This is a genomic window from Burkholderia sp. AU30198 (genome assembly GCF_020419825.1).
Lineage (GTDB): Bacteria > Pseudomonadota > Gammaproteobacteria > Burkholderiales > Burkholderiaceae > Burkholderia.
The window spans coordinates 23,808-39,942 of record NZ_JAIZSA010000027.1 but is presented as its reverse complement, the minus strand read 5'-3'; the positions used below and the strand labels follow the sequence as shown (position 1 = coordinate 39,942).

16 protein-coding genes are annotated in these 16,135 nt (G+C 68.7%); 10 read left to right on the top strand and 6 right to left on the bottom strand.

Going from position 1 to position 16,135, the window contains the following annotated elements; genetic code table 11:
- The first annotated feature begins 17 nt into the window (after nt 1-17).
- From LGN19_RS36465 to LGN19_RS36440, 6 genes are all read left to right on the top strand, one after another.
- Complete coding sequence (locus LGN19_RS36465; protein WP_122946480.1) at nt 18-665, top strand: LysE family translocator; 648 nt, start codon at nt 18-20, stop codon at nt 663-665.
- 233 nt (nt 666-898) lie between these two features.
- Nucleotides 899-1,669, top strand: coding sequence for a ferredoxin--NADP reductase (locus LGN19_RS36460; RefSeq protein ID WP_226219921.1), 771 nt, complete (start codon nt 899-901; stop codon nt 1,667-1,669).
- 415 nt (nt 1,670-2,084) lie between these two features.
- Nucleotides 2,085-2,900 (top strand): quorum system sensor histidine kinase RqpS, encoded by an 816-nt coding sequence (gene rqpS, locus LGN19_RS36455; RefSeq protein WP_122946481.1) that lies wholly within the window; start codon nt 2,085-2,087, stop codon nt 2,898-2,900.
- 7 nt (nt 2,901-2,907) lie between these two features.
- Entirely contained in the window at nt 2,908-3,564 is a 657-nt protein-coding gene (gene rqpR / locus LGN19_RS36450) for a response regulator transcription factor RqpR (protein WP_122946482.1), read from the top strand.
- Nucleotides 3,565-3,794: 230 nt separating this feature from the next.
- Complete coding sequence (locus LGN19_RS36445; protein ID WP_122946483.1) at nt 3,795-5,201, top strand: amino acid permease; 1,407 nt, start codon at nt 3,795-3,797, stop codon at nt 5,199-5,201.
- Nucleotides 5,202-5,467: 266 nt separating this feature from the next.
- Nucleotides 5,468-6,493: an XdhC family protein gene (locus LGN19_RS36440; protein ID WP_226219920.1), complete on the top strand. Its 1,026-nt coding sequence runs from the start codon at nt 5,468-5,470 to the stop codon at nt 6,491-6,493.
- A 316-nt stretch (nt 6,494-6,809) separates the two neighbouring features.
- Here LGN19_RS36440 and LGN19_RS36435 read toward each other — a convergent pair whose 3' ends face one another.
- The 6 genes from LGN19_RS36435 to fliE all read right to left on the bottom strand — a co-directional run bounded on the left by LGN19_RS36435 (nt 6,810) and on the right by fliE (nt 10,912).
- Entirely contained in the window at nt 6,810-7,544 is a 735-nt protein-coding gene (locus LGN19_RS36435) for a PepSY-associated TM helix domain-containing protein (protein WP_226219919.1), read from the bottom strand.
- Nucleotides 7,545-7,820: 276 nt separating this feature from the next.
- Entirely contained in the window at nt 7,821-8,138 is a 318-nt protein-coding gene (locus tag LGN19_RS36430; protein WP_226219918.1) for an EscU/YscU/HrcU family type III secretion system export apparatus switch protein, read from the bottom strand.
- On the bottom strand, nt 8,135-9,481 hold the full coding sequence (locus LGN19_RS36425) for a flagellar hook-length control protein FliK (RefSeq protein ID WP_226219917.1): 1,347 nt from the start codon (nt 9,479-9,481) through the stop codon (nt 8,135-8,137). The genes LGN19_RS36430 and LGN19_RS36425 overlap by 4 nt, the downstream gene beginning before the upstream one ends.
- Nucleotides 9,482-9,611: 130 nt before the next feature.
- Nucleotides 9,612-9,944 carry a flagellar protein FliT gene (locus LGN19_RS36420; RefSeq protein ID WP_205788888.1) on the bottom strand — a complete coding sequence of 111 codons (333 nt, stop codon included), beginning with the start codon at nt 9,942-9,944 and terminating at the stop codon, nt 9,612-9,614.
- Nucleotides 9,941-10,375 carry a flagellar export chaperone FliS gene (gene fliS, locus LGN19_RS36415; RefSeq protein WP_226219916.1) on the bottom strand — a complete coding sequence of 145 codons (435 nt, stop codon included), beginning with the start codon at nt 10,373-10,375 and terminating at the stop codon, nt 9,941-9,943. The genes LGN19_RS36420 and fliS overlap by 4 nt, the downstream gene beginning before the upstream one ends.
- Nucleotides 10,376-10,567: 192 nt before the next feature.
- Nucleotides 10,568-10,912, bottom strand: coding sequence for a flagellar hook-basal body complex protein FliE (fliE, locus tag LGN19_RS36410; RefSeq protein WP_021164033.1), 345 nt, complete (start codon nt 10,910-10,912; stop codon nt 10,568-10,570).
- A 249-nt stretch (nt 10,913-11,161) separates the two neighbouring features.
- Here fliE and fliF point away from each other — a divergent pair, with 249 nt between their 5' ends.
- The 4 genes from fliF to fliI are packed head-to-tail and all read left to right on the top strand — an operon-like array spanning nt 11,162 to nt 16,133.
- The gene (gene fliF, locus LGN19_RS36405) at nt 11,162-12,925 is read left to right on the top strand and encodes a flagellar basal-body MS-ring/collar protein FliF (RefSeq protein ID WP_226219915.1); all 1,764 of its coding nucleotides are present in this window, start codon (nt 11,162-11,164) and stop codon (nt 12,923-12,925) included.
- Nucleotides 12,915-13,910, top strand: a complete 996-nt coding sequence (gene fliG / locus LGN19_RS36400; RefSeq protein WP_122946491.1) for a flagellar motor switch protein FliG — start codon at nt 12,915-12,917, stop codon at nt 13,908-13,910. Before fliF ends, fliG begins: the two co-directional genes overlap by 11 nt.
- Nucleotides 13,903-14,586, top strand: coding sequence for a flagellar assembly protein FliH (gene fliH, locus LGN19_RS36395; protein WP_226219914.1), 684 nt, complete (start codon nt 13,903-13,905; stop codon nt 14,584-14,586). The genes fliG and fliH overlap by 8 nt, the downstream gene beginning before the upstream one ends.
- Nucleotides 14,580-16,133, top strand: coding sequence for a flagellar protein export ATPase FliI (fliI, locus tag LGN19_RS36390; protein ID WP_226219913.1), 1,554 nt, complete (start codon nt 14,580-14,582; stop codon nt 16,131-16,133). The genes fliH and fliI overlap by 7 nt, the downstream gene beginning before the upstream one ends.
- The last annotated feature ends 2 nt before the right edge of the window (nt 16,134-16,135 follow it).

Below are 16,135 nucleotides of genomic sequence, written 5' to 3'. Positions count from 1 at the left end.
CATCGGGCTGCGCCGCCATGACCTACCTGCCGATCCTGCTGCAAATCGCCGTCGTCTATCTCGTCGCGGCGATCACCCCCGGCCCGAATTTCTTCATGATTTCGCAACTGTCGCTCGCGGGGCGGCGCAGCCTCGGTGCCGCGTCGGCGCTCGGTGTCGGCACCGCGTCGGTCGCATGGGCGACGCTCGCGATGCTCGGCCTCGCGGCCGTGCTGCACCAGGTCGAATGGCTGTACGAGGCGATCCGGATCGGCGGGGCCGTGTACCTCGTGTACTTCGGCTTCAAGCTGCTGCGCGCGGGCATGCGCCGCGACGCGGCGCCGGCCGACGCGCCCGACGAACGCGCGCCGCTGGCCGCGCCGCACGCGCGCGACTACCTGCGCGCGTATCGCAGCGGCCTGTTCACCTGCCTGACGAATCCGAAATCGTGCGCATTCTGGACCAGCGTGTTCGCGGCGATGCTGCCCGCGCACGTGCCGCTGTGGTTCAACGGCGCGGTGCTGGTGACGATCGGCGTGCTGTCGGCCGGCTGGTATTCGTGCGTCGCGTACCTGTTCGCGAGCCCGCGCGCGCAACGCGGCTACCGGCGCGTGCGGCGCCCGCTCGACGCGCTGTGCGGCGTGGCGCTCGTCGGCCTCGGCGCGAAACTCGCGGCCGAACGCTGAAAATCGAAAGCAGATTGAAATAATTCGTTGCGCCAAATCCGCGCGGCCGCGGGGGTCAAGCCCGCGATCCGCGTCAACAGGGTAAAATAACGAGTTCCTCAAACGTCTGTCATCGAGAAGGCGCGTGTCCGACGCGCCGGCCGGCCGATCCGCGATCGGGCCGACGCACTCGGTTTTTTGCCCATTTTTGGGCCCGTTACTCGCGTTCGCTACGCGCGTCCGTTTTCAAAGCCATGAGCAAATACGACACCGCCACCGTCCAATCCGTCCATCACTGGACCGACACGCTGTTCAGCTTCACCTGCACCCGTGAGGCGAGCCTGCGCTTCAACAACGGCGAATTCACGATGGTCGGCCTCGAGGTCGACGGCAAGCCGCTCGCGCGCGCCTACTCGATCGTCAGCCCGAACTACGAAGAGCATCTTGAATTCTTCAGCATCAAGGTGCAGAACGGCCCGCTGACGTCGCGCCTGCAGCACCTGAAGGTAGGCGACACGGTGCTGATCGGAAAGAAGCCGACGGGCACGCTGGTCGCCGACAACCTGCTGCCGGGCAAGACGCTGTGGATGCTGTCGACGGGCACGGGCCTCGCGCCGTTCATGTCGATCATCCGCGATCCGGACATCTACGAACGCTTCGACAAGGTGATCCTCACGCACACGTGCCGCCTGAAGGGCGAGCTCGCGTACATGGACTTCATCAAGCACGACCTGCCGGGCCACGAGTACCTGGGCGACATCATCAAGGAAAAGCTCGTCTACTACCCGACGGTCACGCGCGAAGCGTTCGACAACGAAGGCCGGATCACCGACCTGATCTCGACGGGCAAGCTGTTCACCGATCTCGACGTGCCGCCGTTCTCGCCGGAAAACGACCGCGTGATGCTGTGCGGCAGCACCGCGATGCTGAAGGACACGACCGACCTGCTGAAGCAGGCCGGCCTCGTCGAAGGCAAGAACAGCACGCCGGGCCACTACGTGATCGAGCGCGCATTCGTGGACTGATCGATCCCCCAATTTGCGCGTCATCAAGAACCGGAGCGAAAGCTCCGGTTTTTTTTCATCCCTACTTGGCGAATTCGTAACAAATTGGGATCATCCCATCTCAAATAGTTACATTTGGATACGTCATCGTCCGGTGCTCGGGTGTCAGTGTTTTTCCTACAACACGTTCATTCCGATTATTCACATTTACCCTTAAATGTCCGCCCGACATGACCTTTTCAGAAATTTTGAGATATTATTCGCCGCGCGTGGTTGCCGTTTGGATGGGAGTGGAAGGGTCGGATGCAAGTGTTACAGAACGTAACTTTTGTTACCTCGGCTGGAGGCGATTCTCTGGCGGCGACCGTCATCGAAACGGCAGCCGATCCACGCAGCCAGCCGGTGTCTGAACCGCTTTCTGACAGCAGGGAGAGTCATGGATACGTCGCTTAACGCGCCCTTGGGCGCCCACGCCCCGTTCCCGTCGCAACAGCTCGTGCCGGGCTGCGTCGCGACTCCGCCCATCGCCGACGCCGGGTCGAAACGCGGCACCTCCGCCGCGCGGATCGCCGCGCTGTCCGCCCAACTGCTCGCCGCCGACGAAGCGGCTCGCCGCCACCTGGCCGGCGAATTGCATGACGGGCTCGGCGCCGAACTCACCGCTGCGCGTTTCGCGCTCGCAAACGTTCAAACGTGGCTGCCGGCCGATGCGCCGGACGGGTGCCTGCGCGCGCTGGAGCTGGCTCAGCAGGCGCTCGACGCCGCCACCGACGCGAATCGCCGGCTGATCGACGAGCGCGACACGCCGGCGCTCGATGCGGGCGTGGTCGGCGCGTTGTCGTCGTGGGTCGACACCCATGCGGCACGCACCGGCCTGCGCACCAGCTTCGTGTGCGCGGCCGACGCACGCCTGACGCAGATCGCCGGCGCGAGCGCGCTCGCGGTATTCCGCGTCGCGCAGGAAGCGTTGTCGAACGTCGCGAAGCACGCGCGCGCGACGTCGGTCGACGTGCGGATCGCCACCGACGGCACGCATCTGTCACTGATTGTCTCCGACGATGGTACCGGTTTCTCCCGGAGCCGCCGCACCGGCTACGGCCTCGCCGGCATGCGCGCCCGTTGCGAGGCATTCGGCGGCCACTTCGAGACGGCCACGCCGGAAACCGGCCACGGCACGCGCGTCACCGCGCGCTTCGCTTGGGGTTCGCTGCTCGCGGTGCCCGTCGCGGCCCGCCGCGCGTCGCTTTCGTGAGGTCGTCATGAGCCTGAACATCCTGCTCGTGGACGATCACGCGATCGTCCGGCAAGGGATCCGCCAGCTGCTGATCGACCGCGGCGTCGCACGCGACGTCACCGAGGCCGAGAACGGCGGCGACGCAATGGCCGCCGTCGACAAGCAGGAATTCGACGTGATCCTGCTCGACATCTCGCTGCCGGACACGAATGGCATCGAAGTGCTCAAGCGCGTCAAGCGCAAGCTGCCGCGCACCCCGGTGCTGATGTTCTCGATGTACCGCGAGGACCAGTACGCGGTACGCGCGCTGAAGGCCGGCGCCGCCGGTTACCTGTCGAAGACGGTCAATGCCGCGCAGATGATCGGCGCGATCCAGCAGGTCGCGGCCGGCCGCAAGTACGTGAGCCCCGCGATGGCCGAGGCGCTCGCCGAATACGTGTCGTTCGAGAACGAGCCGCTGCCGCACGAGAAACTGTCCGACCGCGAATACCAGACGCTCTGCATGCTCGCGTCGGGCAAGCGGCTCACCGACATCGCGAACACGCTGTCGCTGTCCGTGAAGACGGTGAGCGTGTACCGGTCGCGGCTGCTCGAGAAGATGCGGCTGTCGAACAACGCCGAACTCACGTTCTACGTGATGAGCAACCGGCTCGTCGACATGTCGCCCACGGCGGGTGCCTGATCTCCCCGCCCCGATTCAACTGATTCAACCGACTCACCCGATCCAGCGACGCGGCGCACGCCGCGCCGCGGCCCACAGCCGCCCGTCTGGCGCGCAAGCGCTTGTTTTATCGGACGATTTCGCGGCGCGCCGCTGCGCCGCAGCGGGTTTTATGCGCCAAATCGGCTAAAATTACGGGTTTTCACTCGGCCAGTGCTACCGCGCCCGCGCGCGCTGGCGATTCATCCGCAATGTCTCTCTTCCGCAAGAAAAACGTCGATCGCATGATCGCCGGCGCGCACAGCGCCGGGCTCAAGAAAGCGCTCGGCGCGATCGACCTCACCTTCCTCGGCATCGGCGCGATCATCGGCACCGGCATTTTCGTGCTGACCGGTACCGGCGCCGTGCAGGCCGGCCCCGCGCTGATGCTGTCGTTCGTGATCGCCGCGATCGCGTGCGGCCTCGCCGCGCTGTCGTACGCGGAATTCGCGTCGACGATCCCCGTCGCCGGCTCGATCTACACGTATTCGTACGCCACCCTCGGCGAGCTCGTCGCGTGGATCATCGGCTGGGACCTGATGCTCGAATACGGCCTCGCGTCGTCGGCCGTGTCGGTCGGCTGGTCGGGCTACCTGCAGTCGCTGCTGCAGGGCTTCGGGCTCACGCTGCCCACCGTGCTGACAGCCGCGCCCGGTGCGGTGCCGGGTGTCGTCACGTGGTTCAACCTGCCCGCGTTCCTCGTGATGATCGTGATCACGACGCTGCTGTCGATCGGCATCCGCGAGTCGACCCGCATCAACAACATCATGGTGTTCATCAAGGTGTCGGTCGTGCTGCTCGTGATCGCGGTCGGCGTGTTCCACGTGACGCCCGCGAACTGGAAGCCGTTCATGCCGCACGGCTGGAACGGCGTGTTCGGCGCGGCGGCCGTGATGTTCTTCGCGTTCATCGGCTTCGACGCGGTATCGTCGGCGGCCGAGGAAGTGAAGAACCCGAAACGCGACCTGCCGATCGGCATCATCGCGTCGCTCGCGGTGTGCGCGGTGCTGTACGTGACGGTCGCCGCAGTCGCGACCGGCATCGTGCCGTCGGCCCAGTACGCGAACATCTCGCACCCGATTTCGTACGCGCTGCAGGTTGCCGGCGAGAACTGGGTCGCGGGCTTCATCGATCTCGGCGCCGTGCTCGGCATGCTGACCGTGATCCTCGTGATGAGCTACGGCCAGACGCGCGTGATCTTCGCGATGTCGCGCGACGGGCTGCTGCCGGCGACGCTGTCGCGCGTGCACCCGCGCTACGCGACGCCGTTCCTGACGACCTGGCTCGTCGGCCTGTTCTTCGGGCTGATCGCCGCGCTCGTGCCGCTCAACGTGCTCGCCGAGCTGATCAACATCGGCACGCTCGCCGCGTTCTCGATGGTGTCGATCGCGGTGCTCGTACTGCGCCGCACGCACCCCGATCTGCCGCGCGCATTCCGCTGCCCCGGCGTGCCCGTGGTGCCGATCCTCGCGGTCGCGTCGTGCCTGTTCCTGATGCTGAACCTGGAGCCCGTCACGTGGGCCGCGTTCGGGGTGTGGCTCGTGATCGGCCTCGTGATCTACTTCCTGTACTCGCGCCACCACTCGAAGCTCGCGCACGGTCACCACGACGCGCACTGAGCGCCGTCGTCGCGCGCGCATGCCGCGCGATGACGCGACAACCCGCGGGGCCACCACCGGCCCCGCGCGGCACCCCCTCCCCCGAACCGGCCGCTGCGCCGTTCCCGCGATCAATCGCTGTCCGATTGTCGCGATGTCTTGCCCGATTCTCCGGATTGGCCCGCTCGAGCCACCGCACCGCCTGCGCGTGCGCGCCGCGCGGTTCATAATCCCGCCATCGAACGACGGTCCCGGGCAGCGGGCCGTCCGGCAACAGGAAGAAGATGATGGAAAGCGTCGATCTCGATGTATTGAAATCCAGCGCACGCTGGCTCGAAGAAGGGCGCCGCGTGCTGCTCGTGACGGTCGTGAAGACGTGGGGCTCGTCGCCGCGCCCCGAAGGCGCGATGCTCGCGGTGCGCGAGGACGGGCTCGTGGTCGGCTCCGTGTCCGGCGGGTGTATCGAGGACGACCTGATCGCCCGCGTGCACGCGAGCGGGATCGCGGCCGACGCGCGCCCGGAAGCGCTCAAGTACGGCGTAACGGCCGAGGAAGCCCACCGCTTCGGGCTGCCTTGCGGCGGCACGATCCAGCTCGTGCTCGAGCCGCTCACGCGCGACAGCGGGATTACCGCGCTGTGCGAGGAAGTCGAGGCCGGCCGCCTCGTCACGCGCACGATGACGCTCGCGACCGGCCGTGCTTCGCTGTCGCCCGCGCAGGCGGCCGACGGGCTCGCGTTCGACGGCGAGCGGCTCGTGACGATCCACGGGCCGCGCTACCGGATGCTCGTGATCGGCGCGGGCCAGTTGTCGCGCTATCTGTGCCAGATCGCGGTCGGGCTCGACTACCAGGTGACGGTGTGCGATCCGCGCGAGGAATACACGGATGCATGGGACGTGCCGGGTACGCGCGTCGTGCACACGATGCCCGACGATACGGTGCTCGACATGAAGCTCGACGCGCGTTCGGCCGTGATCGCGCTCACGCACGATCCGAAGCTCGACGATCTCGCGCTGATGGAGGCGCTGAAGACACCCGCGTTCTACGTGGGCGCGCTCGGCTCGCGACGCAACAACGCGGCGCGACGCGAGCGGTTGCGCGAATTCGATCTGAACGAAGCGGAACTGAGCCGGCTGCATGGGCCGGCCGGCATCTACATCGGCAGCCGGACGCCACCGGAAATCGCGATCTCGATCCTCGCCGAGATCACCGCCGCGAAAAACAACGTGTCGCTGCCGACGATCCTGCAGGTCGAGGGCGCGAAGGCCGCGCGCGAGATCGCCGCGAACAGCGGCACGGCCTGCGGACTCTGATCGCTATCGACGCCGGCGCAGGGTCGCGCCGGGTACGCGGCCGCAACGCGCCAGGCGGACAAAACTGACGAAAAGGCACGCGCCTGCACCAGGCCAGCGCGTGTCGCCGATCAGGTCAGGCCGGCGGCAATCACACGGCCGCAACGAGCGAAACAGACGGAACCGGCTAAAGGGGCGCACGCGCCGGTACCAGACCGGCGCAATGACCGCCGATCAGGTCAGGCCGGCGCCGGGCACGCGGCCGCAACGAGCGAAGCAGACGGAACCGGCCAAAGGGGCGCACGCGCCGGCACCAGACCGGCGCAATGACCGCCGATCAGGTCAGGCCGGCGGCAAGCGCCGCGGCGACCGAACCCACCACCAGCACGACGCCGACCGTGCGGCGCTTGTTCAGCTCGGTCCACAGCAGCACGCCGGTCAGCGACAGCAGGATCAGCGACCCCGCGATCGTGTCCATCAGCAGCACCCAGCCGAGATTCATCCCGACGCCGCGATGCAGGTTGTTCAGCGTCGTCAGGAACGTGTTGCCCGTGCGCTTCACCGCGACGTAGCCGTTACCGACCCAGTATTCGGCCTGCAGGTTCTGATGCGGGCCGAACAGGCCCATCTGCCAGTGCTCGGGCTGCATCACGCGTTGATCGCCCCACGCCACCGGCTGCGCGGATTCCTTGCGCATGCGGCCCGGCTTGCCGTCGAAATGCAGTTCGTGCTGCAGCCACTTCATCATCGCGGCGGGCGTCTTCGGCGCCGGATCCGGCAGCGCGATCTGCATCTCCTCGACCTGCGGCTCGCCGGTCGAAATCTTCAACGGCGGCGCACGGTGGTTGAGCAGCACGCCCGTCACACCGAACAGCAGCCCGAGCACCGCGCCCCACAGCCCGACCCAGCCGTGCACCTTGCGCAGCCACTTGATGAAGGTCGCGCGACGCGAACGCTGGCGGCGCGCGGCCAGTTCGTCGTCGCTCAGCGGGCGGGCCGCCGGGTGCAGCACGGTGACGCCCGCGCGGGAAGTACCCGTCTTGGGCGGATTGATCGTTTCGGGCGCGTTCACGCGAAAGTTTCCATTCGTTCAAAACAACGGGCGGCGCACAGAAAATGCGCGCCGCCCGAGCAACATGAAAATGAGAATGGATATCATTACATAAATCTATTGGCGGCTCAATCCGCCCGGGCACGTAGCGGCGCCCCCGAATAGAGAAGAAATGCGGACGAAGCGCGTGCGTTACGCCACGATGCCGATCAATAGACCGAAAATGTCACCGGAATGACCGCGAAAGGCAGCGATAGCGTTTCGTAATGAATCGCGCGGCGCCGGCCCGTCAGCCCGTCAGCGCAGCGGCGGCAGCGGAAAGCGCGGCCCGACGTCGTCCGGCGCGGGCTCGGTGCGGTCGAGCGCATACAGCCACGCGAGCAGATCCGCGACCGCCTGGTAGAGCTGCGGCGGAATCCGGTCGTCGAGGTCGACCTGCATCAGCAGCGACACCATCTCCGGCGCCGTATGCACGTACAACCCCGCATCGTGTGCGCGCGCGACGATCATCTCGGCGAGCACGCCGTAGCCCTTTGCAACTACGCGCGGCGCCGCGTCGCCGCCCTTCGGATCGTAGACGAGCGCAGCCGCGCGCTTGCGGGACGTCATGCTCATTGCAGCGCCTCGTCGTCGATATCCGGCGCTCGCGTCGCCGGGCCGCCGGCCGCGCCGCGCGCATACGCGGCGGCCGCCGCCTGAGCCGCAAACAGGTCGAAGCCGTCCGGGCCGTCGTCGACCGCGCGGATCGACAGCCCGCCCACCTTGAGCCCCGACACTTCAAGCCGCTGCCGCAGCGCCGCCTCGTGCCGCGTGAGACGGTCGGCGCCGGTCTGGTTCGCACGCAGCCGCGCAACCAGTTGCGTGCCGTTCAGCACCAGCTCAGCGTCGACCGTGCCGAGCGACGGCAACGTCAGCGTCAGGCGCGTGCGCCAGGCGATACCGTCGCCCGCGCCGTCGTCGCCGCGCGGTGCGCGGCTGCCCGGATCGTCGGGCTCGATCGTCCAGTCGAGCCGCGCGCCGGGCCACGCGTCGCCCGTCCAGCGGAACTGGTCGGTCGCGAGCGCGTCGAGCTGCTGCCTGACGAGCGGCACGGCGGCCGGATGGACGGGCGCAAGCGTCTGCGTCTGTGCCTGCGAATCGGACGATGCGGTGGCCAGTTCGGCGCGCGCGGGCGTCCAGCGCGCATCGGGACGCTCGCCGAGCAGATCGGCCATCTCGGGCGACAGCGACGCGCCCTGTCGCACGCCTGCCGGCAAGGCCTGCGCAGGATCGCGAGCCGGCGCACCGCCCTGGGCCGGCATACCCGGCTGCGCCGTCGCCCGCGCGGTGGCAGGCAACGGCGGGCGCTGCGCGAGCAGCTCGTCGAGCACATCGGTCGCGCCGTGCTGCGCGGCATCCGGGTCGGCCGGCGCGAGTGCGGCCGCGAGGCGTGCCTGCGGCTCGCGCATCAGCGCCGCGAGCGGACGCTGGCCCGCCAGCCACTGCGCCAGATGGGATTCGTAGAAAAGGCCGCTTTCGCTCACGGCCTGCGCGAGCGCTGCACGCAGCGCCGCGACCGGCAGGGCCGCGGCTGCTTCGTGCACCGCCGCAGCGGAAGCCGGCGAGGAAGACGCAGCCGGATCGGACAAGGCCGGCGCGCGGGCCGGCACCGCCGTGTCGGTCAGCAGCACGGTGGGGTCGGCCAGCAACGGCGCGCGGCCGGCGATGGCCGGCGTCGAGTCGCCGCCCGCGCGCGAGATCGCGTCGAGCACGCGCCCGACCTCGGACAGTGCGGTCTGGGTGGAAGCGGGTGGCGCGGCGGGCGGGCTGCCGGCCGCAGGCGAGGACGACGCGCCGGTGCCCGGCGTGCCGACCTGCGAGGTCGCGCCGCCGCCGGCGGGTGCCGACACGGTGCCGGTCAGCAGGCTGTCGAGGCGGCTCGCCAGCAGCGCGGCCGCAACGGAGTCGATACCGGTCATGATCGGAGCCTGCTCACCTCAGCCACTTCGTTGCGAATCCGGGAGCGGCACATCGGTGCCGCCCGCGGGAACTGCGCGTCTGCCGCAACGGGCTCGTGCGCCCCCGCGCCCGTTTCCCCGGAAACGGGCCCTACCCGCGCGCGCGGTAGAGATCGGTCAATACCTTGGTCGAGCGCCGCGCCTCGAACAGCGCGGACAGCCGCGCGACGTCCGGGCTCGCGAGATCGCGGATCGCGGCGTCGTCGGCCAGGATGCGGCGGATCAGGTCGAGCTTGCGGCCGAGATCCGATTCGTCGAGCACGACACCCGGATCGGCTTCCTTGAGCCCGTCGACCAACTGCATGAATTCGGCCTGCAACCCCGGCAACGCGCTCCAGTCGGCGCTGCGCGCAGCGCACAGCATCCGGCCCGACACGGCGGCGAGCGCCTCGTAACGTTCGAAGTATTCGGCCTTGCGATTCATCTTGATGCTTCCACTGCCTGTTGCGCGGCCATCCGCGCGACTTCCGGGGCGATCCCCGTCCATGCTTCCTCGAGCGTCGCGAGCAGCCCGTCGACCTCGACCAGCATCGCGTCGCTCGCCTGCGCGTTCGCTTCCAGCAAACGCCCGCAGATATACGCATACAGCGCGTCCAGCCGCTCCGCGATCTCGCCACCCGCGTCGCGGTTCAGCGACGCCTTCAGCCCGCTCTCGACGATCCGGATCGCCTTGCCGATCGCCTCGCCGCGCGCGGGCACATTGCCCTGCTGCAGATGCATGCGCGCGAGCGCCACCGCCTGCCGCGCGCCCTGGTACAGCATCGCGGTCAACCGGTGCGGGGAGGCGCCCATCACCCCTGTCTCGACGCCGACACGCGCGTATGCACTGGCTCCAGCGTGCCCTGGGGAAAACATGCGCTTCTCCTTGTTATGCCTTGGCTATACGGGAACCGACATCGTGCATCGCACGACGCGGCCTTCACCGGAGTTATCGGAAGGGATCGGGAAAGCTTTAGGCAAGCGGGGCCTGCCCGGCGGCGGCAGGGCCAGCCCGGGCGGGCTCACCGGATGGCCGCCCCGGATGGCCGTCCCCGGATGGCCGGCCCATCACACCGACATCTGCATGATGTCGTTGTAAGCGCTCACGAGCTTGTTGCGGACCTGGAGCCCGAACTGGAAGCCGATGTTCGCTTTCTGCATGTCGACCATCACGTCGTTCAGCGACACGTTCGGCGCGCCGACCTCGAACGCCTGCGCCTCGCCGAGCGCGTGCTGCTGGTCGCCGCTGATCTTGTCGAGCGACGCCTTCATCGCGCTCGCGAACGTGCCGGCCGTCGCCGCGCCCGAGCCGGCCAGCGCCGCCGTCGGGCTCGCGACGCCGCCGGACGCTTGCGCGGCCATCGACTGCATCTGTTGCAACACCGAACCGATTCCGCTGACGTTCGCAGTCATGCTGTCCCCAAAACTGAGAGAAGAGTCCCGGACCACCGGGCGTGTCCGCCGGCGCCGCACCACGCGCACCATGCCGGATCGCGAAAAAGGATAGCAGCGCGCCGCGCGTCAAAGCCGAGAAAGTACGGGGGAAACCCCGCTCTTTTCGGTCGATCGGAGTCCGGCCCGGATCACGATAATCGCATCGTGTCATTGTCCGCCCGCTCGTCCGAGCGAGCTCAGTCGTCCCGCTCCGGAGAAACTCGACGCATGGATTCGCAGGCCAACTCGCTGATCAACCCAGACGCCCGCGCGGGCCTCGCCAGCCCGGCGCCCGGCGCCGCCGCGGCCGCCGCGTTGCCGGGCGCGGGTGGCGCAGGCGCGGACTTCGGGCTTGGCGGCTTCGCGGAACGCATTCCCGGCATCTCGCGGATGAAGGGCAACCCGAAGCTGCCGTTCCTGATCGCCGTCGCGTTCGCGATCGCCGTGATCACCGCGCTCGTGCTGTGGAGCCGCGCGCCCGACTACCGCGTGCTGTACAGCAACCTGTCGGATCGCGATGGCGGCGCGATCATTGCTGCGCTCCAGCAGGCAAACGTTCCCTACAAGTTCGCCGATGCCGGCGGCGCGATCCTCGTGCCGTCGAACCAGGTGCATGAAACGCGCCTGAAGCTCGCCGCGATGGGGCTGCCGAAGGGCGGCTCGGTCGGCTTCGAGCTGATGGACAACCAGAAATTCGGCATCAGCCAGTTCGCCGAACAGATCAACTACCAGCGCGCGCTCGAAGGCGAGCTGCAGCGCACCATCGAATCGATCAACGCCGTGCGCGGCGCGCGCGTGCATCTCGCGATCCCGAAGCCGTCGGTGTTCGTGCGCGACAAGGAAGCGCCGAGCGCGTCGGTATTCGTCGACCTCTACCCGGGCCGCGTGCTCGACGAGGGCCAGGTCCAGGCAATCACGCGGATGGTGTCGTCCGGCGTGCCCGACATGCCCGCGAAGAACGTGACGGTCGTCGACCAGGACGGCAACCTGCTGACCCAGACCGCGTCGGCATCCGGCCTCGACGCCAGTCAGCTCAAGTACGTGCAACAGGTCGAGCACAACACGCAGAAGCGCATCGACGCGATCCTCGCGCCGATCTTCGGCGCGGGCAACGCGCGTTCGCAGGTCAGCGCGGACCTCGATTTCTCGAAGATCGAGCAGACGTCGGAAAGCTACGGCCCGAACGGCGTGCCGCAGCAGGCCGCGATCCGCAGCCAGCAGACCAGCAGCGCGACCGAACTCGCGCAGGGCGGCGCGTCGGGCGTGCCGGGCGCGCTGTCGAACACGCCGCCGCAGCCGGCATCCGCGCCGATCGTCGCCGGCAACGGCCCGAACGCGCCGCAGACGACGCCCGTGAGCGACCGCAAGGACCAGACGACCAACTACGAGGTCGACAAGACGATCCGCCACCTCGAACAGCCGATGGGCAGCGTGAAGCGGCTGTCGGTCGCGGTCGTCGTCAACTACCAGCCGGTCGCCGACGCGAAGGGCCACGTGACGATGCAGCCGCTGCCGCCCGCGAAGCTCGCGCAGGTCGAACAGCTCGTGAAGGACGCGATGGGCTACGACGAGAAGCGCGGCGACTCGGTGAACGTCGTGAACAGCGCGTTCTCGACCGTCAGCGACCCGTACGCCGACCTGCCGTGGTGGCGCCAGCCAGACATGATCGAGATGGCGAAGGAAGCCGCGAAATGGCTCGGCATCGCGGCGGCCGCGGCGGCGCTCTACTTCATGTTCGTGCGCCCGGCGATGCGCCGCGCGTTCCCGCCGCCCGAGCCGGTCGCGCCGGCGCTCGCCGCGCCGGACGATCCGGTCGCGCTCGACGGCCTGCCGGCACTGGAGAAGGCCGAGGAATCCGACGCGCTGCTGCTCGGGTTCGAGAGCGAAAAGAACCGTTACGAACGCAACCTCGACTACGCGCGCACGATCGCCCGCCAGGATCCGAAGATCGTCGCCACCGTCGTGAAGAACTGGGTGTCCGATGAACGCTGAAGGCTTGACCAAGAGCGCGCTCCTGCTGATGTCGATCGGCGAGGAAGAGGCCGCGCAGGTATTCAAGTTCCTCGCGCCGCGCGAGGTCCAGAAGATCGGCGCCGCGATGGCCGCGCTGAAGAACGTCACGCGCGAGCAGGTCGAGGACGTGCTGCACGAATTCGCGAAGGAAGCGGAGCAGCACACCGCGCTGTCGCTCGATTCGAGCGAGTACATCCGCTCGGTGCTGACCAAGGCGCTCGGCGAGGACAAGGCCGGCGTGCTGATCGACCGCATCCTGCAGGGCAGCGACACGAGCGGCATCGAGGGCCTGAAGTGGATGGATTCGGGCGCCGTGGCCGAACTGATCAAGAACGAGCATCCGCAGATCATCGCGACGATCCTCGTGCACCTCGACCGCGACCAGGCGTCGGAAATCGCGTCGTGCTTCACGGAGCGGCTGCGTAACGACGTGATCCTGCGGATCGCGACGCTCGACGGCATCCAGCCGGCCGCGCTGCGTGAACTCGACGACGTGCTGACGGGCCTGCTGTCCGGCAGCGACAACCTGAAGCGCAGCCCGATGGGCGGCATCCGCACCGCGGCCGAGATCCTGAACTTCATGACGAGCGTGCATGAGGAAGGCGTGCTCGAAAGCGTGCGCCAGTACGATGCCGAACTCGCGCAGAAGATCATCGACCAGATGTTCGTGTTCGAGAACCTGCTCGACCTCGAGGATCGCGCGATCCAGATGGTGCTCAAGGAAGTCGAGTCGGAAACGCTGATCATCGCGCTGAAGGGCGCGCCGCCGGCACTGCGCCAGAAATTCCTCGCGAACATGTCGCAGCGCGCGGCCGAACTGCTCGCCGAGGATCTCGACGCGCGCGGCCCGGTACGCGTGTCCGACGTCGAGACGCAGCAGCGCCGCATCCTGCAGATCGTGCGCAACCTGGCCGAGAGCGGCGCGATCGCGATCGGCGGCAAGGCGGAAGACGCGTATGTCTGATTCGGCGAGCGATCGCGCGGGCACCCTCACCGCCTACCAGCGGTGGGAGATGGCGTCGTTCGACCCGCCGCCGCCCCCGCCGCCGCCCGACGACGCGGCCGCGGCTGCCGCCGCGCTCGCCGAGGAACTGCAGCGCGTGCGCGACGCCGCGCACGCCGAAGGCCATGCGGCCGGCCACGTCGAAGGCCAGGCGCTCGGCTACCAGGCCGGTTTCGACCAGGGCCGTGAACAAGGTTTCGAAGCCGGCCAGGCCGACGCGCGTGAACAGGCCGCGCAGCTCGCGGCACTCGCCGCGTCGTTCCGCGAGGCCGTGTTGACCGTCGAACACGATCTGGCCGCCGACCTCGCGCAGCTCGCGCTCGACATCGCGCAGCAGGTCGTGCGCCAGCACGTGAAGCACGACCCGGCCGCGCTCGTCGCGGCCGTGCGCGACGTGCTCGCGGCCGAACCCGCGCTGTCCGGCGCGCCGCATCTCGCGGTGAATCCGGCCGACCTGCCCGTCGTCGAAGCCTATCTGCAGGACGATCTCGATACGCTCGGCTGGAACGTGCACACCGACGCGTCGATCGAGCGCGGCGGCTGCCGCGCGCACGCCGCGACCGGCGAGGTCGACGCGACGCTGCCCACGCGCTGGCAGCGCGTCGCCGCCGCGATCGGCAAGGTGAGCGCATGGTGACGCCCACGCCCGAATCGATCCTGCACGACGGCATGACGCCGCTCGAACGCGAACTCGCGCTTGCGTCGTTCGGCCCGGACACCGCGCACGACGCCACACATGACACCGCCCCGCACGGCGCCGCCACGGCGGCCGACGCGTCCGGCGCCACGCCGCGCGCGCCGCACAACCCGCATCTCGCGCACTGGCGCACCCACCTGAACGGGCTCGCCGCGCGCAGCCACCGCGCGCTGCCGTTGCGGCCGTGCGGGCGCCTGACGCGCGCGGCCGGCCTCGTGCTCGAGGCGATCGGGCTGCGCCTGTCGGTCGGCGCCGAATGCACGATCGAACTGCCGCCCGGCAGTACGCTGCCGCATGCGGAAGCCGAAGTCGTCGGCTTCGCCGGCGATCGCCTGTTCCTGATGCCGACCACCGACGTCGCGGGCGTCCTGCCCGGCGCACGCGTGTGGCCGCGCGAAAGCGCGCCCGTCGCCGATCCGCTTGCGGGTGCGAAGCGCCTGCCGGTCGGCTGGGAGATGCTCGGGCGCGTCGTCGACGCGTCGGGCCGCCCGCTCGACGGCCTCGGCCCGCTCGGATCGAAGGTCGACGCGCCGCTGTCGGCGCCGTCGATCAACCCGCTCGAGCGCGAACCGATCCATCACGTGCTCGACGTCGGCGTGCGCGCGATCAACGCGCTGCTCACGGTCGGCCGCGGGCAGCGGATGGGCCTGTTCGCGGGCTCCGGCGTCGGCAAGTCGGTGCTGCTCGGAACGATGGCGCGCTACACCAGCGCGGAAGTGATCGTGATCGGGCTGATCGGCGAACGCGGCCGCGAAGTGAAGGAATTCATCGAACAGATCCTCGGCGAGGACGGGCTCGCGCGCTCGGTCGTCGTCGCGGCGCCGGCCGACGTGTCGCCGCTGCTGCGGATGCAGGGCGCGGCCTACGCGACGTCGCTCGCCGAGTATTTCCGCGATCAGGGCAAGCACGTGCTGCTGCTGATGGATTCGCTGACGCGCTACGCGATGGCGCAGCGCGAGATCGCACTGGCGATCGGCGAGCCGCCCGCGACGAAGGGCTACCCGCCGTCGGTGTTCGCGAAGCTGCCCGCGCTCGTCGAGCGCACCGGCAACGGGCCGGAAGGCGGCGGCTCGATCACCGCGTTCTACACGGTGCTGACCGAAGGCGACGACCAGCAGGACCCGATCGCCGATTCGGCACGCGCGATCCTCGACGGCCACGTCGTGCTGTCGCGCGCGCTCGCCGAGGCCGGCCACTATCCGGCAATCGACATCGAGGCGTCGATCAGCCGCGCGATGACCGCGCTGATCGACGAAACGCATCTCGACCGTGTCCGGCAGTTCAAGCAGATGCTGTCGCGCTACCAGCGCAATCGCGACCTGATCGCGGTCGGCGCGTACGCGCCCGGCCGCGACGCGCAGCTCGATCGCGCGATCGCGCTCTATCCGCGCATCGAGGCGTTCCTGCAGCAGGGCTTTCGCGAATGCGCGCCGTTCGCGTCGAGCCTCGCCGGGCTCGATGCACTGTTCGACGCTTACGGAGGCTGATC